13 protein-coding genes and 1 tRNA gene are annotated in these 21,840 nt (G+C 40.6%); 8 read left to right on the forward strand and 6 right to left on the reverse strand.

All coding sequences use genetic code 11. The features are described from left to right. The first annotated feature begins 165 nt into the window (after positions 1-165). From CKW03_RS14890 to CKW03_RS14905, 4 genes are read left to right on the forward strand one after another with little or no spacing between them, the layout of a single operon-like run. The gene (locus CKW03_RS14890) at positions 166-3,288 is read left to right on the forward strand and encodes a SusC/RagA family TonB-linked outer membrane protein (protein ID WP_197700941.1); all 3,123 of its coding nucleotides are present in this window, start codon (positions 166-168) and stop codon (positions 3,286-3,288) included. A 10-nt stretch (positions 3,289-3,298) separates the two neighbouring features. Next, positions 3,299-5,206: a RagB/SusD family nutrient uptake outer membrane protein gene (locus CKW03_RS14895; RefSeq protein WP_093098304.1), complete on the forward strand. Its 1,908-nt coding sequence runs from the start codon at positions 3,299-3,301 to the stop codon at positions 5,204-5,206. A 38-nt stretch (positions 5,207-5,244) separates the two neighbouring features. Further along, complete coding sequence (locus tag CKW03_RS14900) at positions 5,245-6,633, forward strand: 3-keto-disaccharide hydrolase (protein ID WP_093098505.1); 1,389 nt, start codon at positions 5,245-5,247, stop codon at positions 6,631-6,633. 19 nt (positions 6,634-6,652) lie between these two features. Continuing rightward, positions 6,653-8,068 (forward strand): Gfo/Idh/MocA family oxidoreductase, encoded by a 1,416-nt coding sequence (locus tag CKW03_RS14905; RefSeq protein ID WP_093098306.1) that lies wholly within the window; start codon positions 6,653-6,655, stop codon positions 8,066-8,068. A 187-nt stretch (positions 8,069-8,255) separates the two neighbouring features. On the opposite strand, the gene CKW03_RS14910 is transcribed toward CKW03_RS14905, so the two are convergent. Both CKW03_RS14910 and mgtE read right to left on the reverse strand, forming a co-directional pair. Next, positions 8,256-8,329, reverse strand: a tRNA-Asn gene (locus tag CKW03_RS14910). A gap of 107 nt (positions 8,330-8,436) precedes the next feature. Then, complete coding sequence (mgtE, locus tag CKW03_RS14915) at positions 8,437-9,813, reverse strand: magnesium transporter (RefSeq protein WP_093098307.1); 1,377 nt, start codon at positions 9,811-9,813, stop codon at positions 8,437-8,439. A 783-nt stretch (positions 9,814-10,596) separates the two neighbouring features. Between mgtE and CKW03_RS14920 the strand changes: the two genes are divergently transcribed. Further along, on the forward strand, positions 10,597-13,260 hold the full coding sequence (locus tag CKW03_RS14920) for a hypothetical protein (RefSeq protein ID WP_139185473.1): 2,664 nt from the start codon (positions 10,597-10,599) through the stop codon (positions 13,258-13,260). 51 nt (positions 13,261-13,311) lie between these two features. Here the strand turns inward: CKW03_RS14920 and CKW03_RS14925 are convergent, their stop codons facing one another. Beyond that, positions 13,312-14,502 (reverse strand): phosphoglycerate kinase, encoded by a 1,191-nt coding sequence (locus tag CKW03_RS14925; RefSeq protein WP_093098310.1) that lies wholly within the window; start codon positions 14,500-14,502, stop codon positions 13,312-13,314. A 183-nt stretch (positions 14,503-14,685) separates the two neighbouring features. Further along, entirely contained in the window at positions 14,686-16,455 is a 1,770-nt protein-coding gene (gene sppA, locus CKW03_RS14930) for a signal peptide peptidase SppA (protein WP_093098312.1), read from the reverse strand. A 75-nt stretch (positions 16,456-16,530) separates the two neighbouring features. On the opposite strand from sppA, the gene folK reads away from it, so the two are divergent. Both folK and CKW03_RS14940 read left to right on the forward strand, forming a co-directional pair. After that, positions 16,531-17,010, forward strand: a complete 480-nt coding sequence (gene folK, locus CKW03_RS14935; RefSeq protein WP_093098313.1) for a 2-amino-4-hydroxy-6-hydroxymethyldihydropteridine diphosphokinase — start codon at positions 16,531-16,533, stop codon at positions 17,008-17,010. A 1-nt stretch (position 17,011) separates the two neighbouring features. Next, entirely contained in the window at positions 17,012-17,368 is a 357-nt protein-coding gene (locus CKW03_RS14940; protein WP_093098315.1) for an Hpt domain-containing protein, read from the forward strand. Here the strand turns inward: CKW03_RS14940 and CKW03_RS14945 are convergent. Beyond that, positions 17,355-18,041 (reverse strand): CDP-alcohol phosphatidyltransferase family protein, encoded by a 687-nt coding sequence (locus tag CKW03_RS14945; RefSeq protein ID WP_093098316.1) that lies wholly within the window; start codon positions 18,039-18,041, stop codon positions 17,355-17,357. The two genes, CKW03_RS14940 and CKW03_RS14945, sit on opposite strands and share 14 nt — an antisense overlap. A 57-nt stretch (positions 18,042-18,098) precedes the next feature. Next, on the reverse strand, positions 18,099-19,595 hold the full coding sequence (gene rho, locus CKW03_RS14950) for a transcription termination factor Rho (RefSeq protein ID WP_093098318.1): 1,497 nt from the start codon (positions 19,593-19,595) through the stop codon (positions 18,099-18,101). 325 nt (positions 19,596-19,920) lie between these two features. Here rho and CKW03_RS14955 point away from each other — a divergent pair, with 325 nt between their 5' ends. Continuing rightward, positions 19,921-21,636, forward strand: coding sequence for an MFS transporter (locus CKW03_RS14955; protein ID WP_093098319.1), 1,716 nt, complete (start codon positions 19,921-19,923; stop codon positions 21,634-21,636). Positions 21,637-21,840 lie beyond the last annotated feature (204 nt).

Below are 21,840 nucleotides of genomic sequence, written 5' to 3' on the forward strand. Positions count from 1 at the left end.
AAATAAAGATATATCGGTTTAGCAATCTCAGGTAATTTATTGGTTATAATTGTGTTATAAACCAGAATACATCAATCATTATCTAACAACATTTACCGCTTCGAAGGCCTATCTAAACAGCTTTTGAAGGTGAAAATGCAATGTAAACCTTAAACTCTTTAAATTATGACAAAACAGTACGTTTTACTCATCCTATTCTCTTTTGGGATGATTCTGCTCTCGGCAGCTCCCTGTTTTTCTCAACAAAACCAAAACCTCATACGAGGGACTGTAAAATCAACCGATGGAATGCCTGTTGAAGGGGCCAGCATCATGCAGTCAGGGACTAAAAATGGAACCCTTTCAGATGGAGACGGAAAATTCGAACTTGAATTAACAGACGGCAACAGAGGAACCTTGACCATTACCCACACAGGTTTCAACAGCCAAACCGTCAACATCAACAGCCAAGACCTTCAAATTACCCTGCAACCTAAAGCCGAAGATCTTGATGAAGTCGTGGTGGTAGGTTATGGCACTCAAAAAAGAAAAGACCTAACAGGGGCTGTAGCTTCTGTACAAGCCGAGAAGCTTGAAAAAGAAGCGCCAAGATCGGTTCAAGACCTTTTAAGAGGGAATGCCGCAGGTATTGTAATCAGTCAAGGAAATACAGCCAAGGGCGATGCTGATCTTTTGGTCAGAGGAAGAGGAACTCTAAAAGCTGGTGCCAGCCCATTAAACGTTGTGGATGGGGTCATCTTTGATGGAACCTTTGCCGACATCAACCCTAATGATATTGCTTCCATTGATATCCTTAAAGATGCCAGCGCTACTGCTGTCTATGGAGCCAGGGCGGCAAATGGGGTTGTTTTGATCACAACAAAACGTGGAGCTTCAGGAAAGCCAACTATTACCCTAAATGGCAATTTTGGCTTCGTGGAAAACTCCTATATGCCTAAAGTCATGAACGGACAGGAATTCCTGGCTTATCGCTATGACTACGAAATGGGCAAGAGAGCTCAAGATTACCACGACAAATACCCTGAGATGTTTGTAGATCCACGAAAATTATCGAATGTAGACCAATTGGCTTGGTACAACTACGATCAAAAAGATCCTGCAACGACCGTAACTGAAGAACAATTAATCCGTTCCTGGTTGGCTAGGCTAGAAATGAGATCCCCGGAGATTGAAAACTATCTGATCGGAAAGGAAACAAACTGGCAAGACCTTGTTTTTCACAAAGGAATCCAACAAGATTATACGGCCAGTATTTCCAATAAAACAGACAACCTAAACTACTATTTCTCCCTAAACCATGTAGATCGAAAAGGGTTTATCGTAGGAAATAGATTCAAGAACTTTAGAACAAGAATTAACCTCGAGTCCAAGATCACTAATTTCCTGAAAGTAGGAACCAATGCGAATTTCGCCGCTAGAAACGAAGGTTTCCTTCAAGCGGATTGGGGACAATCAGCAATTATCCCGCCTTATGGTTCTGATAATATTGGTGATCCTAATAGCCTCTACCAAAGATTACCGACTGGCGATGTTACACCAGTCAATCCATTCTTTGACAATATGTTCAGAGACCGGGTGGATCGCTACAACACCTTAAATGCAACTTTATATGGCGTGATTACCTTGCCTTATGGATTTGAAATCCAATCCAACTTCACTCCATCATTTATCTGGAGAGAATACTATAACCATGATTCTTCTTTAAATCCAGAATGGGCAGCCAAGGGTGGAACAGCCGAACGTTCCTTTTTTAGAACTTATAATTGGCAAATAGATAATGTCCTTCGTTGGAAAAAAGCATTTGGAGACCACAATTTCGAAGTTACTCTATTGCAAAATGCTGAAAAAGGACAGTACTGGAGAACTAAAGCTACAGCATCCAACTTTGTCCCTAGCGATATCTTAGGTTGGCACAGAATCCAAGCAGGAACAGTGCCTCTCAATGAAAGTGATGATACCTACCGCACCGGAGATGCTCTCATGGGCCGTTTATTCTACTCTTTCAAGGATACCTATCTTTTCACGGCTTCCGTACGTCGTGATGGTTATTCCGCATTTGGATCCCAAAACCCAAGGGCAACTTTTCCAGCATTGGCATTTGCATGGAACTTCACCAATGAGAAATTCATGGAGGGAACAAAATCATGGTTAGATTACGGAAAACTAAGATTAACCTGGGGTAGAAATGGTAATCGTGATATCCCGCAATATGATGCGCTTTCGGATATGACCTCAGGCTTACATCCTTACATCGATTCAAAAGGAAATATTTACCTAGGCTCCCAACTATATGTAAACCGAATGGCTAACCTTGGCTTAAAATGGGAAAATAAAGCCTCTTATAACCTAGGTTTAGACTTCGCGATGTTCAAAAACCGTTTATCCGGAGCTATTGACTTATACACCGCAACAACCCATGATCTTTTAGTAGATCGCGAATTACCTGAAATCATCGGATTCAGTAGCGTAGCAGCCAATTTAGGTGAACTGAAAAGCCATGGTATCGATGTTAGCTTAACTGGAAATATCATTCAAAAAGAAACCTTCAACTGGTCCTCTAATTTCATTTTCATGCTCAACCGCAGAAAAATAGTAACCCTATATGGGGATATGGTAGACATTAAGGACGATGCAGGAAATGTTATTGGACAAAAGGAAGCAGATGACATTAAAAACAGATGGTTCATTGGCCAAGATCCAGACAGAATTTGGGATTATGAAAGACTAGGAGTCTGGCAACAAAATGAAGTGGATGAAGCCGACAAATTCGGATTGCAACCCGGCGACTTCAAATACTTAGACCAAAATGGAGATGGCGTGATGACTGATGCCGACCGTATCTTCCAAAGATACAAAACACCACGCTTCCGTTGGTCTTGGAGGAATGACTTCAATTATAAAAACTTCAACCTATCTGTATTCATTTACTCCAACTGGGGTCAAACTGACGGATTTAATCGTGCAGCAAATAACAGCAACTTCGCTGACCGTACTACCGATTATGTTATGCCGCGTTGGACAGCAGAAAACCCGATCGATGACTATGCGAGAATTGGTTCAAAGAACATCGGAACAAATTACATCAACAAATCCTTTGTAAGGTTAGAGAACATTTCCCTTTCTTATTTGGTGCCATCCAACATCTTGGAGAAAGCAAGCATCCGTAACCTAAGGATTTCAGCCTCTGTAAGGAATGCAGCCATGTGGGCTCCACATTGGGAATTTGGAGATCCCGAAGGATTCCCTGTCCCTAGAACTTACAACCTAAGCCTTAATTTCTCACTATAACCTATTGACCATGAAAACTTATAAAAAACTTTTATATATCGGCTTATTCGGTACTGCTTCTATCACCTTGATGGAAAGTTGTAGCAAAGATTGGCTAAAACCTCAACCGCTTTCCTTCTATGCACCTGAAGTTGCCCTTTCCACTCCTGAAGGCCTATACTCTGCATTAACGGCTTGTGAGCGGAATATGCGCCATGAATTCTTCGGTGATGGTGCCCCAATCCTTACAGAAATCATCCAATCTGATGTTGCTGTGGAGGGAACAACAGATAAAGCAGGCCCGCAGATGAACATGGACATTGCGCTCCTTCCAGATGCACAGCTCAACCATGAAAACAATACGCGTGTTGGCTGGTATTGGTATGAATCCTATAAGGGAATTAAATATGCAAATACGGTAATTTCCAGAATCGACAATGCAACTTTCAAGGATGATGCAGAAAAGAACGCTATCCTCGGAGCTGCCTATTTCCAACGTGCTTACCGCTATTATAAATTAGTCCATCAATTTGGAGATGTCCCTTTTCTAGATTGGGAAATCAATGAACCGAAATACGATTTCTACTCTTATGACAGATGGAGTATTTTGAAGAGATTGAAAAAAGACTTGGAATTCGCATATCAATGGGTCCCTGAAATAGTTGACCGTGGAAGGACCTCAAAAGCTGCTTGTGGTATTCTTTTGATGAAAGTAGCCATGGCTTTGGAAGATTTTGACCTTGCTATCAAGGTAGGAAATGAAGTAGTCGCCAAACACCCCTTAATGAGAAACAGGTTTACAGTAAACCAAAACCGACCAAATACAAATTTGATGTTTGACTTGCACAGCGTAGAAGCAAAACTAGACATGAGCAATACAGAAGGTTTAATGTATGTGGTCGCCTATCCAGAAGCTGAAGGATCGGCAAAAATTGAAACCATGCGTAATGCCGTACCTTTTTGGAACAACGGGAACATCAAAACTCCAGATGGACAAACGGGAACCAATATCAACCTTGCACCCGGTGAAACAGACCCTTCCATGGATCTTAATAAATCTTATGGTAGAGGAATTGGCAGGTTGAGACCTACTTGGTATTTCAGTAATTCAATTTGGAGGGCGGATAAAGAAAAGAATGACCTTCGCGGAATCCATAACATGAACAGCTGGAAGCGTATGGAAGATCTGAAATACAACAGTCCTGACCTCAAAGCTAAAGGCAGCCAATGGTATGGAAAGAACTTCGTCAAAAGTCCTAGCATGAGTCCTGAAGACACTATTCGTCTTTGGTTCTCTTGGCCACATTACAAGGTTTTTGTACCAGATCCATTGAGCTCTACATGGACTGGCGGTGAAACCCCATGGTATGTATATCGCTCTGCAGAAGTTTATTTACTTTTAGCTGAATCATATTACTGGAAAAACCAACCTGGAATGGCTGCAACTGCACTGAATGAAGTAAGAACAAGAGCTGGGGCTACTCCACTCCAAGCTGGCGAGGTGAATATCGGTGAAATCTTGGACGAACGTGCAAGAGAGCTGTATTATGAAGAAAACAGACATCTTGAACTGGTGAGGATATCATACACCTACGCAAAGACCAGAAAACCTTGTGAAATTTTTGGAGGGCGAGTTTACAACTTAGAAAACATCAGTGGCCCTGGTGGCACAAATTCCAATATCAAGCAAACTGGAGTCAACTTCTGGTATGACCGAGTGGTTTCAAAAAGCAATTTCTACAACAAAGGAGTGAAACATAAATGGGCAGAATACAAAATTTCAGTCCACCATATCCTTTGGCCAGTCCCTGCTAGTGCAATCAATACAAACTTAAAAGGGATCATCAACCAAAACATTGGGTATCCGGGTGCCGAAAGAAATGAAAAACCGCTCATCGTACCTGATGAAGGAACAGTATTAGGTCCAAAAGCAGAATAAGAAAAATCTATATGTTGAATACCATTAAAAATCAATCAATGAAAAGAAGAACAATAATCAAATCCATCTCCTCACTAGGGCTTGCCCTATTATTATCCGCCCAAGGATATGCGCAATCCGCGGACAGCAAAGGATTCAAACCTTTGTTTGACGGCAAAACCCTAGCCGGTTGGAAATCCGCAGGTGGAGCTGCCCCATATACCGTTGAAGACGGAGCCATTGTCGGAAGAATGACGAAAGGGACCCCCAACTCCTTCCTGATCACGGAAAAAGAGTTTGGCGACTTTATCCTTGAACTCGACATCAAACTCGAAGGTGACAAGACCAATTCAGGGATTCAAACCCGAAGCCATATCGACCCCAATGCCAACAACGGAAAAGGAAGAGTATATGGCCGTCAGATCGAAATCGACCCTTCCGCACGTGCTTGGGCAGGCGGCGTCTATGATGAAGGCAGAAGGGGCTGGATCTATCCATTAGATTTAAACGAGCCTTCAAAGTCAGCTTACAAAAAAGATGAATTTAACCATATCCGGATTGAAGCCATCGGCAATGAACTACGTTCTTGGGTAAATGGGGTTCCTGCAGCTTATGTTGTGGATACCGTTGATGCTTCTGGATTTATTGGTTTGCAAGTCCACAGCATCCCTGCTGAATTAGACGGAAAAAAGGTTTATTTTAAAAACATTAAAATCAAAACTGAATATCTGAAACCTAGCCCCTATCCAAAAGGCCAATATATCGTGAATCTGACTCCCAATTCATTAAGTCCTACGGAGCAAAAGAATGGAACCACACTTCTATTCAACGGCAAGAACTCCGATGGATGGAGAAGTGTGAAAGGAGAAAGTTTCCCAGAAAAAGGTTGGGCCATCAAGGACGGAATCATAAAAGTCCAAAAGTCCGATGGTGGGGAATCAACCAATGGTGGCGATATCATCACAAAAGATAAATACAGTGTATTTGACCTTTCTTTTGAATTTAAACTAACACCCGGTGCAAATAGCGGTGTAAAATACTTTGTCACCCTTGCCGAGAAAACTTCAGGATCTGCAATCGGACTGGAATACCAGATTCTCGATGATGCCAAGCATCCTGATGCAAAATTAGGAAGAGATGGAAATCGTACCATCGCCTCTCTTTATGATCTTATTACATCCGATAAAGGCCGTGGTGCCACAAGACCTATAGGCGAATGGAACCGCGGACGCGTAGTGGTAGACAAGGACAACCAAGTCACCTACTACCTAAACGGGGTCAAAGTATTATCCTATGTACGGGGATCAAAGGAGTTCAAGGATTTGGTGGCTATCAGCAAATACAAGGACTGGGATAAGTTCGGGGAAGCTTCTGAAGGACACATCCTTCTTCAGGACCATGGCGATGAAGTTTCATTCCGATCGATTAAAATCAACAAAACTAAATAACCATAAGCTGTCAATAAATATGAACCATTATTTATCACGCAGGAGCTTTATTAGCAAATCCATTATGGCAGGCGGTGCTGTCTTGCTTTCCAACAGCGTTCTGGGCAAAGTAAAGCTCGCTAGTCCCAATGAAAGGGTTAATCTGGCCTGCGTAGGAATAGGAAATAGAGCCAACGAGATCATTAAGGAGCTTTACAAGACCGGACAATGCAATATTGTCGCGCTTTGTGATGTGGACATGGGTGCTAAACAAACCCAGGAAATCATCAAGATGTTCCCCAATGCTCCACGATACCAAGATTTCCGGAAAATGTTTGATGAGATGGGCAACCAATTCGATGCTGTAGCCATCGGTACGCCTGACTTTGCCCATTTTGCCATTACCATGCAAGCACTCGACCAAGGAAAGCATGTCTATGTGGAAAAACCCATGGCAAGGACTTTCAACGAGGTAGAGCTCATGATGCAAAAAGCCAAGAAAAACCCTAAGCTAGCAACCCAAATGGGTAACCAAGGTCACTCTGAGGCGAATTACTTCCAGTTCAAGGCATGGAAAGATGCTGGCATCATCAAAGATGTCACACGAATCGATGCGCACATGAACAGCCCTAGGAGATGGCACGGCTGGGATCCCAACCCTACAGGCTTTCCCTATCCTGAGAGGATACCGGAGACCCTAGATTGGGAAATCTGGCAAATGCAGACCTTAGGCCATCATTACAACAAAGACTTTGTCAATGGACAATGGCGCTGTTGGTTTGACTTTGGAATGGGAGCTTTAGGCGATTGGGGAGCTCATATCCTAGATACTGCCCATGAATTCCTAGAACTAGGCTTGCCAACAGTTGTCGAGGCAAAATCTTTGGAAGGGCACAACTCGTATTTCTTCCCGATGTCTTCCACAATGAACTTCCATTTTCCAAAAAGAAAGAATATGCCTGCTGTGGATATCAACTGGTATGATGGACTTACGAACCTCCCACAGATCCCTGAAGGATATGGCGTCTCTGGTTTGGACCCCAACATCCCACCGCCAAGCACTGGAAAAATTGAACCCGCAAAACTAAACCCTGGAAAAATCATCTATTCCAAAGATTTAATTTTCAAAGGAGGTTCCCACGCCAGCACCTTATCGATCATTCCGGAAACCAAAGCGAAGGACATGGCTTCCAAACTCCCAGAAGTTCCATCAAGCCCGTCTAACCATTTTGCAAATTTCCTGAATGCCTGCAAAGGAACGGAGAAGACCAGATCATCCTTTGAAATCGCCGGACCACTCAGCCAAGTATTCTGTCTTGGGGTCATCACCCAAAAAATGAATAACAGAATTGAGTTCGACCCTAAAACCAAACAGATCACTAATGACCGCTTCGCGAATGAAATGCTTTACGGACCACCACCAGCAAAAGGATGGGAGGAGTATTACAAGGTTTAAGGAGATTTGAGAATTGAGATGTGAGTATTGAGATAGTAGAAATACCTCTCAAATCTCGCATCTTAATATTTTAAACACTAAACGTGTACATGAAATTCTTTCCAATTTCTCAAATCTCATATCTCACATCTCAATACTAAACAAAAAAAGATCTGCAAAATTTTTGCAGATCTTTTTTTGTTTCCGGCTCCTGAAGCTGGGCTCGAACCAGCGACCCTCTGATTAACAGTCAGATGCTCTAACCAACTGAGCTATTCAGGAGTTTAAACCGTCCCTTTCGTTTTCGGTGATGCAATTATCGGAAGTTTCTCCGACAAGTGCAAATATTTTTTGGCGATTTATCGCAAGTTATTCAAAACCAATTAGAATTAATTAAACAGAACATCTCGCAGGATATAGGTCGCGAAGCTAAAGTAGATCACCAAACCCGTCACATCGACAATTGTCGATACAAAGGGAGCTGATGAACTCGCTGGATCCGCTCCAAACCTACGCAGGATAAATGGCAACATCGCTCCCACCAAAGATCCCCAAAGGACCACGCCGACCAAGGAACTTCCGATAGCAGCACCATACAGGTACCATGCATCACCATAAGTATCCTTGAATACTTCCTCGACCCCAATTCTTAAGAAACCTAACACCCCTAAAATAACCCCTAGGAGCAATCCCGAAAGTATCTCGCGCTTCATGACCATCCACCAGTCCCGAAGGGTGACTTCACCCATAGCCATCGCCTGAATGATCAGGGTGGATGCTTGAGAACCGGAGTTCCCCCCGCTAGACATGATTACAGGCATCAACAAGACAAGAACAGTGGTGAACTTAGCCTCATAGTGCTGAAGCACATTAAAAGTCAACAGCTGGCCTAAAAACAACACGATAAGCCATCCTGCCCTTTTCTTCACCAAGTGAAAGATCGAAACATCCAAATAGGGCTCATCCAAAGCCTCGGTACCCCCGATACGTTGCATGTCCTCGGTGTACTCTTCGTTGGCCACCCATAAGATGTCATCGATTGTCACAATACCCAACATGATATCCTGTTCATCAACTACGGGAAGAGCTACGCGATTGTTCATCCGGAAAATGGTTACTGCTTCCTCTTGTGGGTCATCGGCATGCAAAGAGATCAGTCGATTGTCGATCAAGTCACCGATCACCTTATCTGGTTCCGCCACAAGGATGTCCTTGATCCGAACGTCATCGATCAACTTTCCATCAGAGTCGATCACATACAAGACATCGATCGTTTCAGAAGCTGAACCGTATCGACGGATGTGATCCAACACGCGTGGCATGGTCCAATGTTCCTTGACCGTGATATAGTCAGGAGTCATCAGACGACCTACTGAATCTTCAGGATATCCAAGCAAGGACAATGCTTCCTTTCGCTCCTCCGGTGTCAACAGAATAATGAGCCTTTTTACGACATCACCTTTCAGTTCCGAGAAGAAGGAAGTACGGTCATCCGGAGGCATCTCGTTAAGGAGCTCACGGATCTTGGAAGCCGGTAATTTTTTGAGAATTCTTTCTTGGGTGGGGAAGTCTAAAATACGGAATACATTCACCGCTCTTTTAAGACTTAAAGTTTCTAAAAATAAGGGACCGTATTCGGGAAGTTCATCGATCAATTCTTCAACATCCGAAATATTTAGTTCGTTCAAATAATCCGCAAGCTCAGTATGATCTCCACGTTCAATCAATTGCTCAACATGTGCTACAAGCATTGCTAATTCTTCCATACGCCTCCTTTATTTTACAATCCTACATTGGTCCAAAAATCGTTTGTGCAAAAGTCGTTTTTTTTGGCATAATAATATAATTAATTTTTAATCAATAAATCTGACCCCCAAATACAACAGGATCTTTACCTATTATCCAAACAAAAACATGTCATTATGTCACTATTAAATTATAGCCGTATAGCATGAATTTAAAGAAAGAAAAACACCTTCAAATCTATGCGCTAGTAAATCCTGAAAAATACCAATCCAAAAATTCCTAAAAATAAATCCGGTCGAAACCTCCATTTATTAGGTAGCAAATTCTACCAAAATTTTTCGAGTTCAAAAATCCATTCATTGATCAAGTCCTTAAACATTTTCAAAACTCCTTTGTAAACGTCAAACATTTGAATTTATTAACAAATTAACCTACATTTACAATGCAAAAAGTTAACTGGATTATTAATCACAAACAAGTGATTTACACACACAAATACACATAAAATAGTGTAAATTATGAAAGAATTAAAAAACACATTAAATACTTTTTATCAATTACTTACAATTTTATTTAAAACCATTAGTTTAACTAAAACAGCAATTCTTTACTAATATATTTAGCATATGCTATTTTCCCTATATTTTAATGTTAATAAAAAGCTATTTATCAGTATATTAACCATACTCATAGTAAGTTTAAGTACACATCATGCAAATTCTCAAATAATCGACAACGAACAAGCCTCTTCTAAGGTTAAATGGAGACAGATAAATAGCAAAAAATTCCAACTCATATTCCCTATGGAGTTTGAGAAATCTGCCCTGCTCCTCTCCCAGCAAATCGACAGCATGATTAATTTCTCTAGTCAAGATTTAAAGAGAGAACCTAAGAAGATTTCAATAATTCTTCACGAAAACCACATCGAACAGAACGGATATGCCCAGCTTGCTCCCCGAAAAGTAGAGGCTTTTTCTACACCTGGACCTGCAAGTGACAATACCCAATGGCTCCCAAATCTGATCCAACATGAGCTCAGACATGTAGCCCAATTTGACAAGTTGACAGGTAGAATTCAAGGCCCGTTTTTCCAACAATTGGCCTTCGCTTTATATGGTCTTCACCTCCCAGCTTGGTACTTTGAGGGGGATGCCGTCTCCATAGAAACTCAATTTTCAGACGGTGGTCGAGGCCGAAGTAGCTCTTGGTTCATGCCACTTCGGACCAATTTGCTATCCGGAAAAGACTACTCTTTCAGTAAAAATATCTTAGGTTCATTCCGTGACCTGACCCCTACTTACTACCTCACTGGCTATACCATGAACAGCTACTTGACCAACCATTTTGGATATGGCATTAAGGAAGAAATCTTGGATAACATGAGGGCTAATTTATGGCGACCATTCAACTTCAATTTAGCCCTGAAAAAGTATACAAAATTGAACAGTAAAAAACTCTATGACGCCACGATTTCTGAACTCAAAGAGGAATGGGAATCTTCAAAAGTCAACCAAAATTTCTACTTGATTTTTGAGGAAAACAACCGCTACCCTACCCACTATTTCCTTCCACAAACCAACTCTTCAAAGGCAATTTTCACCTTGGTTCAGGCAGCAGATATCATCCCAGAAATTCGAAAAAGGAAGGACGAAAAGGAAGAAACTTTAACACAAATCGGCTTCCAACTCACGCCATATTTTCATTTAAACGATCAATATTTGGTCTGGGATGAACTCAGAAAGGACGCTCGATTTGGCAAACAGACCTATAATATTATTCGGATTTTTGACCTCAAAACCGGTAAAACTGAGGATATTTCTAAAAATTCCCGTTTTTACAGCCCTATATTGAGCGATAATTCCCAAAAGGTATATACAGTCCAAGTGGACCAAAACAACCTGTCCAGCCTCTTCTATATCGACCGAGTTTCAAAGAAATCCACAAAAATCATGGATTTTCCGCAAGGATATCTTATCCAACAGCCTAGTTTGAACGCAGAGGAAACCAAGATTGCCGCCATTTCGATCAGCCCAAAAGGAACAAATATCATCGAGATAGACCTCCAATCCAAGCAGTTCAAGGAGCTGTTCCCTTGGTCAAACCAAGAATTCCAACGCCCTATTTTCATAGGAAATGACTTAGTTTTTAAAGCTCAATTTCAAAAAATAGACAATATTTATAGATACTCTAGCGCTGAAGATAAGCTCTATTTGATCACAAATTCTCCCTTTGGTGCCTTTCTTCCTAGCCCTGGAAACGACCATTCGCTACTATATAATGAGTACCAATTCAACGGATATAAGGCCGCTTACCTCGATTCAACACAGCTCAGAGGACAAGAAATCACCGCGAAATTTGAGGTCTCAGCACTGACTGACCAAAGGATCACAAGCCTTTTTAGCAACCCGGCACCCGATCAATCACAATCCTATCAGGTAGAAAAATACAACAGTTTAAGCCATCTATTCAACTTCCATAGCCTGAGCATAAGCAGTAATAATTTCGAAAGTTTCGATAATTATAGGCCCGGAATCTTCTGGATAGCGAATGATCTGCTCAATACTTCACAGCTAAAATTAGGGTATGAATATGATCTGGACATGGAAAAAAGTATCTATTCAGCAGAAATTTCTTATCAGAAATACTACCCAAAATTCAACTTTTCCTATAGAAACAGAGGTCAAATCGGCTATGCTAAAAAGCAAAATACGGAAAATGAGTATACCAAATTCGACTTCAGGGAACATGTTTATAGTCTAGATATGCAGATTCCAATGAGCATCTATAGGGGAAAAACAACTTATAGTTATGGTCTAAACCTTGGTACATCCTACCAAAAAAGGTATGATTTGAGCTTAAATACACTCAGGGGATTTCATGATGAGATTGCTTTTCCACTCAATTACCAGGTCTATTTCAACCGAAACCGCCGAAGAAGCCAGATGGATCTGATCCCTAAATGGGGGCAGAATATCAATGTCCTTTACCGACATGTACCATTCGAGAACACGCTCGAAGGTTCACTATTTGCCATCAGGACCAACTTCTATTTCCCGGGCTTCTTTAGAAACCATGGCTTCCAGGCTAGGCTTTCCTACCAAAAAACTGATGGCAGATACAATGATACCTATGGTATCCCGATGGTATCGGGCTATGCTCATTTCGACTCTCCTAAGGTTGAAAACACCTTATTGATGAACTACAGATTCCCAATTGCCTATCCAGATTGGGCTATTGGACAATTGGCGTATATCAAGCGATTCCATGGTTATTTCTTTGCAGACTACCAGAACATCCAGGACAGCAAGGCCGAACCTACCTCTTTTGGAATAGGGCTTTCAGCAGACTTCAATATGTTCAAATATGTGCTTCCCGACTTCGGTGTGGGCGCCAAACTCAGCTATATCAACCAGGCTAGCGCTAAGCAGCGCCTGGTTCCAAGCTTCAGTTTGAGCTACAGCTATTAAAACAAGAAAGGGGAACCAAACGGCTCCCCTTTCTTTATTTTATAGATAATATTAGTCTAAAATTGCTTTTACACCTGGAAGGGTTTTTCCTTCCATATATTCCAACAAAGCACCACCACCGGTACTTACATAGCTTACGTGCTCAGTCATTCCAAATTTAGATACCGCAGCAGCTGAATCACCACCACCGATCAATGAAAATGCACCACGCTCTGTTGCTGCAACTACGGCATTAGCAACCGCACGAGTACCTTTAGCAAAAGTATCCATCTCAAATACACCCATTGGACCATTCCATAAAAGTGTATTGGATGCCATGATAACATCATTAAAGTGCTCTGAAGAATCCGGACCGATATCTAAACCTTGTTTATCAGCAGGGATTTCATCATTTGGACCGTCATATACATTAGCATCATTCGCGAAGCGATCAGCAATTTGCGCATCAGTAGGTAGAACCAAGTTCACCCCTTTTTCATCCGCTTTTTTCACTAATTCATTCGCCAAATCCAATTTATCAAGCTCAACCAAAGACTGGCCAATTTCACCACCACGCGCTTTTACAAAGGTATAAGCCATACCCCCGCCAATGATCAAATTATCAACCTTATCCAACAAGGCCTCGATCAATTCCAACTTATCAGACACCTTAGCACCACCCATAATAGCGGTAAATGGACGCTCAGGTTTATTCAATACTTTTTCGGCGTTTTCAATTTCCTTCGCCATCAAGTAACCAAAGTACTTGTTGTTAGGGAAAAATTCAGCAATAATCGCTGTAGAAGCATGGGCCCTATGTGCAGTACCGAACGCATCATTAACATATACATCACCTAAATCAGCCAATTTCTTAGCAAATTCACGGTCTCCTTTTTCTTCTTCTTTGTAGAATCTTAAGTTCTCTAACAACAATACCTGACCCGGTTGAAGGTTTTTTGCTTTTTCAACAGCTTCAGCACCAATACAGTCATTAGCAAATTGTACATCCACACCTAATACATCTGATAGATGCTTTACAATATGTTTAAGGGAATATTTATCTGTAGGTCCTTCCTTTGGTCTTCCCAAGTGGGACATTAGGATAACGGAACCTCCGTCTTTTAAGATCTTTTTAATGGTAGGCAGCGCACCTTGAATACGGTTGTCATCAGTAATGTTGAAGTTCTCATCTAAAGGAACATTGAAATCAACTCTTATTAAAGCTTTCTTTCCGTTGAAATTTAAATCGTCGATAGTTTTCATTTTATTTTTATTTCCGGTTGATTTTAGAGTTTAAAGATATAAAAAACTTTCATTTTTCTTTTCAATCTGTAAATCTCTAGCATAATTCTAATTCTATATGGTAAGAACCTCTTCTGGCTGAGCCTATCGTCCCACAAACTCGGACACAAAAAAAAGCGCTGATTTCTCAATCAGCGCTCTTTGTTAATAGATTTCTACCAAATATGGAATCCTAGCTTGTACGCCAGATTGCTGACTTATCCTCTTCAGCTCCGACAAATACTTTACATAATCCCCCATCTCATCTTCCAACATCCACATTTTTATCTTGTCTCTCGAAGTAGACCATAAAGAGGCAAAAGGATCTTTCGCTCTTGGGTACTCCGAAATTCTATAATTCTCGATTTTTGCTTTCTTCGCAGCAGCTTCAATAGCTTGGTCCAAAGTAGCTATACGGTCTACCAATTTCAATTTAACGGCTTGCTCACCAGTCCACACACGACCTTGACCAATACTGTCCACATCTGCCACCTGCATCTTTCTACCATCAGCCACACGCTTCAGGAATACTTGATAGATCTTGTTCACACCACCTTGAATAATCCCTTTTTCCTCTTCAGACAAAGGCCTATCCATATCTACGTCCATGTCTGCAAACTTAGCAGTCTTCACGGCATCGAAATGGATCCCTAACTTCTCATTGAACAATTTCTGGAAACTCGGGATCAAACCGAATACTCCGATGGAACCCGTAAGCGTAGTCGGATCGGCAAAGATAGAATCCGCTGCAGCTGAAATATAATATCCACCAGATGCCGCATAATCGCCCATTGAAACCACGACAGGTTTTACTTTCTTGGTCAGGTCAACCTCTCTCCAGATAGATTCTGAAGCCAATGCTGAACCTCCCGGGGAATTCACGCGCATCACGATCGCCTTTACCTTATCATCCAACCTCAACTCTCTCAGCTCCCTTGACAATTTATCGCCACCAATCTGCCCTTCAATACCTTCTCCATCAATAATCTCCCCATAGGCATACAATACAGCGATTCGATCGCCACCAGCCTCACCAGCACTAGCTTTATTATTATAGTCTAATAAGGAAACAACAGGAATATCTTTTTTCGCATCAATCCCTAACTTATCCTTGATCTTTGATATTACCTGATCCTTGTACAATAAATCAGTCACAAAACCATATTTCTTCGCATCTTCCGGTTCACGAATCAAATAGCCATTCGCAATACTCTTTAAGCTATCAGTGGAAATCTTCTTTACAGCCGATATATCAGTCAAGAATGTACCATAAATACTGCTCAAATACGAATTCACCTGTTCCTTATTGGCCTCACTCATGCTGTTCAGGATAAAGGGTTCCACTGCACTTTTATAGGTTCCCACTTTAAGGACCTGCATATCAATCCCCAACTTATCCAAAGCCTCTTTATAGAACATTACTGAAGTAGCCAAGCCCCTGAAGTCCAAATTACCTTGTGGATGTAAGTAAACTTCATTGGCAACAGAATTCAAGTAATAGCCTTTTTGACTCATTACATCACTGTATGCTACAATAAATTTATCCGAAGTCTTAAAATCCAATAATGCCTCACGAATTGCTTTCATTGTGGCAAAACCAGTACCTACACTGGATACATTCAGATAGATACCTTTTATATTATTGTCTGTTTTTGCAGCTTTTATCCTGGAAACGATATCGTTCAAGCCAATGGATTTAGAACCAGCATAACCCGGGATATCCAAACCTTCAAATGGATTTGCTTCTGTTTTTTCAGTGATGGCATGCGCTAGGTCGATCAACAAAACCGAGTTACTGGCTGTTACAGTTTCGGTCTTACTGCCGACCGAACTGATCATCATCCCAATGATTCCCATCAGGATAAAAAACATTAATATACTACTGATAATAATTCCTGTAATGGTCGCAAGTACATATTTAAAAAATGATCTCATATAATTAATTTAAGTAGTGTCCGTAAATTTAAGCTATTATTCCGATTATCATAAAACAATTCCTATATTAAACTCATGAATAAAGTTTACCTACTTTTAGGGGCAAATATTGGTAATCCTAATAAACAACTAGAAGACGCAAAGGTTGAAATTGAAGACAGAATTGGGGAAATCACACTGCAATCAAAAATTTATGAATCCGAAGCTTGGGGCGTAGAAAACCAACCGGTATTTTTGAACCAGGTGATCCTGCTGGAGACTGAACTTTCCGCCAATAAGGTCTTGAACGAAATCCTGAAGATTGAAATCCTTTTGGGCAGGATCCGTGGCCAACGCTGGGGATCCAGGATCATCGATATCGATATCCTCTACTATAACGAAGACATTATTCATACCCAAGACCTTCAAGTTCCGCATCCATATATCCAAGAAAGAAACTTTACGCTGATACCGCTCGTAGAAATTGCTGAAGATTATTTACACCCTATTTTTAAGAAATCAAATAAGGAATTGCTTGAAGAATCAACTGATCAACTGAAAGTAAAAACAATCTAACATGAATCCTTACCTAATTATTAATCCGGACTCCATCCAAGAGAACATGATGAACAACACGGAGGTTATCAAGCAGATGATCCCTTTGTATCTTGGTCAAGGGGTAGAAGATTTTAAGGCTTTAGAAGTCGCAATAGAATCTCAAGATCATGCAGATATCAAGTCAAAAGCTCATCACATCAAACCCACCATGCAATATCTAGGCGCCACGGCTTTAAGGATGAAATTCCAGGACCTGGAGGACAAGGCTGGCGGACAGGGACCGATGGCGGACATCCTGAACCTATTTGAAATCATCAGAAATGACTTCCAATTGGCCATGTCTGAACTTGAAGATTATCAGACTAAACTTGGCTAACTTCTTTCTCCGAAGCAAAGTGGATTTTTGAGAATACAATATACAACAGCAAAACAATTGGTAAGGCTAAAAACTTAAGAATTACCAATAATATTACGCTGATGATCAAGAAAAGGTATTTGTACTTGTTAACTCCCCAGCTCAAACTGCTCAGCTTCATCGAAAACAATTTAATTTCCGAAACCAATAACAAACTGGTCAGGATCGCTATGCCCAATAAAAGCCAAGTATTCTTTAAGGCCGGATAATCTTCCAAGATAAAAGGTAGGGAAACGATAAAGAAGGTATTCATCGGTGTATTGACCCCAATGAAATCCGTGCTCTGTCGGGTATCGATGTTGAATTTCGCCAATCTCAATGCTGAAAATACAGTAATAATAAAACCTAGGTAGGGAAGATAGGCACTAGAACTCGTGTCTTTTAACAAGGTAAAGATTATTGCTCCCGGTAAGAATCCAAAACTGATCACATCTGCAAGGGAATCCAATTCCTTCCCGATCAAAGACTTGACATGCAATGCCCTAGCCGACATACCGTCAAAAAAGTCAAATATACCCGATGCCAACACACAATAAAAAGCCAACATATATTCTTGGTTCAAGACCATGACAGTACCGATGCAACCTGAAAAGAGGTTTAGGGAAGTAATCGTATTTGGAATGTATTTCTTCATAAAAAAAAGCCACCTTTTCGCAAAGATGGCTTAAAAATATCAATTTATGATGGCTTTTTAGCCATTCATGCTAATTAAAAATTCTCCGTTGGATTTAGTTCCACGCATTTGGGTCAACAAAAATTCCATTGCTTCTTGCGAGTTCATGTCCGCAAGGTGGTTTCTCAATACCCATAGACGTTGTAATTCATCACGGTCAACCAATAGGTCATCACGTCTTGTGCTTGACGCTGTAAGGTCGATCGCAGGGAAGATACGTTTGTTAGACAATTTACGGTCTAATTGTAGCTCCATATTACCGGTACCCTTGAATTCTTCAAAGATAACTTCATCCATTTTTGAACCTGTTTCTGTCAATGCTGTAGCTAAGATAGTCAATGAACCACCGTTTTCGATATTTCTGGCAGCACCAAAGAAACGTTTTGGTTTATGCAAAGCATTTGCATCCACACCACCGGAAAGGATTTTTCCTGATGCTGGAGCAACGGTATTATAAGCACGTGCTAACCTGGTAATCGAATCCAATAGGATTACAACATCATGTCCACACTCTACCATACGTTTTGCTTTTTCCAATACGATGTTGGCAATTTTCACGTGACGGTCCGCAGGCTCATCAAATGTAGATGAAACAACTTCTGCACGTACGCTTCTTGCCATATCTGTAACCTCCTCTGGACGTTCATCGATCAATAAAATGATCAAATAAACCTCAGGGTGGTTTTTCGCGATTGCATTGGCAACCTCTTTCAATAAATTGGTCTTACCCGTTTTTGGTTGTGCAACAATCAAACCACGTTGTCCTTTACCAATTGGGGTGAACAAGTCCATGATCCTGGTGGAGTAATTGCTAGGACCTAAATCCAAATTCAATTTCTCATCTGGAAACAATGGTGTCAAGTAATCAAAAGGAACACGGTCTCTTACTTCAGCAGGGTCTTGACCATTGATGGCCTCAACTCTTACTAAAGGAAAATACTTCTCACCTTCTTTTGGAGGGCGGATGCAACCTCTAACATTATCTCCAGTTTTCAAACCAAATAACTTGATCTGGGATTGAGAAACATAGATATCATCCGGAGATGTCAAATAATTATAGTCTGAAGACCTTAAGAAACCATAACCATCGGCCATAATTTCCAATACACCTTCGTTAATAATTACGTTGTCAAAATCTGTTGGAGTGGAAGCTTTAAGTGCAGGTTCAGGAGAAGGAGTAGTGATGGGTTCTGCGGGAGTGGAATCTGCTGCTGGTTTGCTGGCAAATTCCATTTTCGTTTGCTCATCATCAGCCGCCACTCTGTTTCTACCTACTGCTACAGGTTCTGCAGCTTTTACTGTACGTACTCTTTTTCTTGTTCGCTCTGCATTGGCTTTATCCGAATCAACATCAGCAACTTCTAGAGGCTGCTCTTGTTGAGACTCTTTGGCTATTTCAGAAATACGATCAATCAACTCTTGTTTTCTAAGCTTTTCAGCATCAACAATGCCTAGAACTTTCGCAATCTCGCGCAATTCAGACACGAGCTTCGTATTCAATTCATTAATATCCATTAATATTAAAATATGATTTTTAAGGATTTTTACTTTTTTTGAAATATATCTTTCAGCTAATACATAAAATTCATATGTCTTATTGGGTAACTAAATCTTTTATAGAGATTTTATACTAGCGTCCCGAAAGATAAATTTAAGAACCGCCACAAAGAAAAAAAGAACTATTGTAATTTCAAAAGAAAATCAGCACTTTTTTTTATTTATAGTTTATTATATAACGTTAAGTAGCAGTAAAATGTTTTAGCAGCCGTCGAAAAACTTTAGAAATCAAAAAAAAGTTCTTTATTTGTACGATTAAATCATAAAGTTAGACATTTTTTTTATGAATAACCAACAAACAAACACCAATTACCCAGCTCTTTACACCTTAATTGTGGTGTTTTTTTTCTGGGGATTTATCGCAGCTGGAAACAGTGTATTTATTCCGTTCTGTAAAAATTACTTTCACTTAGACCAATTTCAATCTCAACTTATTGATTTTGCTTTCTACTCGGCCTATTACATTGGCGCACTTCTTCTCTTTATTTTCGGAACCATTTCTGGAAAGGACCTCGTTGGAAAATGGGGTTACAAAAGAAGTATTGTCTATGGCTTGTTATTCTCGGCATTAGGAGCTGCCGCAATGATCGTCGCCGTAGAAGTCAATGTGTACACCGGGATGTTAATAGGTCTATTTATCGTAGCGCTAGGTTTCTCCTTACAACAAACCGCAGCTAACCCCTTCGCCGTTCTATTGGGTGACCCTAAAACAGGTGCTTCCCGTGTGAACCTTGGTGGAGGTATCAACTCCTTCGGGACGACCATCGGACCATTGATCGTTGGATTTGCCCTTTTTGGGACTTTCGAAACCATTTCCGATGCTGAAATCGCAAACCTTCCCCTAAACAAAGTCGTATACCTATATATAGGTGTAGGTCTTCTTTTCGTTTTAGCAGCTGGTTTGTTCCATTTCTCTAAAAAAGTACCTCCAGGATTCAACCTGGAACAAATGGAGCCCGCAAATAAGGCCAGAACAACATTGATCATTATGACCATCTTGTTGTTATGTGCATTTATTCCTGTATTCACCAGTTATAAATCTGATACGGCTCTTCATATCCTTGACTTAAAAGAACAAGCCGCAAACAACAACAATCAAGAACTATTAGCTCAAATCAAGGACCTTTCCCATGGTTTGGAAATCAAGCGTATGCTATGGTTACTTGGAGCTTTAGCCGTTATTGTTTTCGGATTATTGTTCTCTTATAATAGCGCCAAGAAAAACCCTGAAGGATGGGGTGCGATGAAATACCCTCAACTGGTTTTGGGTATGTTGGCATTATTTATCTATGTAGGTATTGAAGTAGCCATCGGAAGTAATTTAGGAGAATTATTGACCCTGGAAGAGTTCGGCAACCTTCAATCCTCCCAGATTACACCATACGTTTCCATGTATTGGGGCGGTATGATGATCGGTAGATGGGCAGGCGCCATTACAGCCTTTAACCTGACACAATCTAAGAAAAAATTATTGACCATCATTGTTCCTGTTATCGCTTTCACCATTATTATCGGTGTGAATTCATTAGCTGGTTTTGATATGTCGGTATTATATTACTTCATCATCTGTGTAGCATTACAAATTGCTGCATTCTTCTTGAGTAAAGAAAAACCTGTTCGTACCTTGATCATTTTTGGAACATTTGGTCTGTTGGCCATGATCGTTGGTTTAATGACTTCAGGAACCGTTGCCATCTATTCCTTCCTAGCGGGTGGATTAGCATGTTCTATTATGTGGGGTTCCATCTTTAGTCTTTCCATTGTGGGATTAGGAAAATATACCGAACAAGGTTCTGCATTCTTAGTAATGATGATTCTTGGTGGTGGAATTATCCCTCCTATCCAAGGAAAACTTTCGGATATCATTGGTATTCACAACTCTTACCTCGTGCCAGCAATTGGCTTTATCTACATCATCGTCTTTGCGGTATTAGTTCGTAAATTCTTGTCTAAACAAGGAATTGCAATTGACGAAATTGAAGCTGAAGGGGCGCACTAAAGCGAAACTAATTGTAAAAAATACACTAAGTATTTTTTACGCTAAAATAATTATAAAAACCTTATAACCAATAAGTTATAAGGTTTTTATTTTTAATCAAGGCCCTAGCCTTCCTAAATTATTTCAATATATCAAATAAAAATTCTTATTTTTATTAATAAATACCGTATTTTGGGATTTAAACTTAGAACAATACCATTGTAA

The organism is Sphingobacterium mizutaii, assembly GCF_900187125.1.
Taxonomy (GTDB): Bacteria; Bacteroidota; Bacteroidia; order Sphingobacteriales; family Sphingobacteriaceae; genus Sphingobacterium; species Sphingobacterium mizutaii.

Coding starts and splice junctions, on each gene's coding strand:
- CKW03_RS14955 (WP_093098319.1), top strand. CDS start 19,921: ATGAATAACCAACAAACAAACACCAATTACCCAGCTCTTTACACCTTA.
- CKW03_RS14920 (WP_139185473.1), top strand. CDS start 10,597: ATGGAGTTTGAGAAATCTGCCCTGCTCCTCTCCCAGCAAATCGACAGC.
- mgtE (WP_093098307.1), bottom strand. CDS start 9,813: ATGGAAGAATTAGCAATGCTTGTAGCACATGTTGAGCAATTGATTGAA.
- sppA (WP_093098312.1), bottom strand. CDS start 16,455: ATGAGATCATTTTTTAAATATGTACTTGCGACCATTACAGGAATTATT.
- CKW03_RS14945 (WP_093098316.1), bottom strand. CDS start 18,041: ATGAAGAAATACATTCCAAATACGATTACTTCCCTAAACCTCTTTTCA.
- CKW03_RS14900 (WP_093098505.1), top strand. CDS start 5,245: ATGAAAAGAAGAACAATAATCAAATCCATCTCCTCACTAGGGCTTGCC.
- CKW03_RS14890 (WP_197700941.1), top strand. CDS start 166: ATGACAAAACAGTACGTTTTACTCATCCTATTCTCTTTTGGGATGATT.
- folK (WP_093098313.1), top strand. CDS start 16,531: ATGAATAAAGTTTACCTACTTTTAGGGGCAAATATTGGTAATCCTAAT.
- CKW03_RS14940 (WP_093098315.1), top strand. CDS start 17,012: ATGAATCCTTACCTAATTATTAATCCGGACTCCATCCAAGAGAACATG.
- CKW03_RS14925 (WP_093098310.1), bottom strand. CDS start 14,502: ATGAAAACTATCGACGATTTAAATTTCAACGGAAAGAAAGCTTTAATA.
- rho (WP_093098318.1), bottom strand. CDS start 19,595: ATGGATATTAATGAATTGAATACGAAGCTCGTGTCTGAATTGCGCGAG.
- CKW03_RS14895 (WP_093098304.1), top strand. CDS start 3,299: ATGAAAACTTATAAAAAACTTTTATATATCGGCTTATTCGGTACTGCT.
- CKW03_RS14905 (WP_093098306.1), top strand. CDS start 6,653: ATGAACCATTATTTATCACGCAGGAGCTTTATTAGCAAATCCATTATG.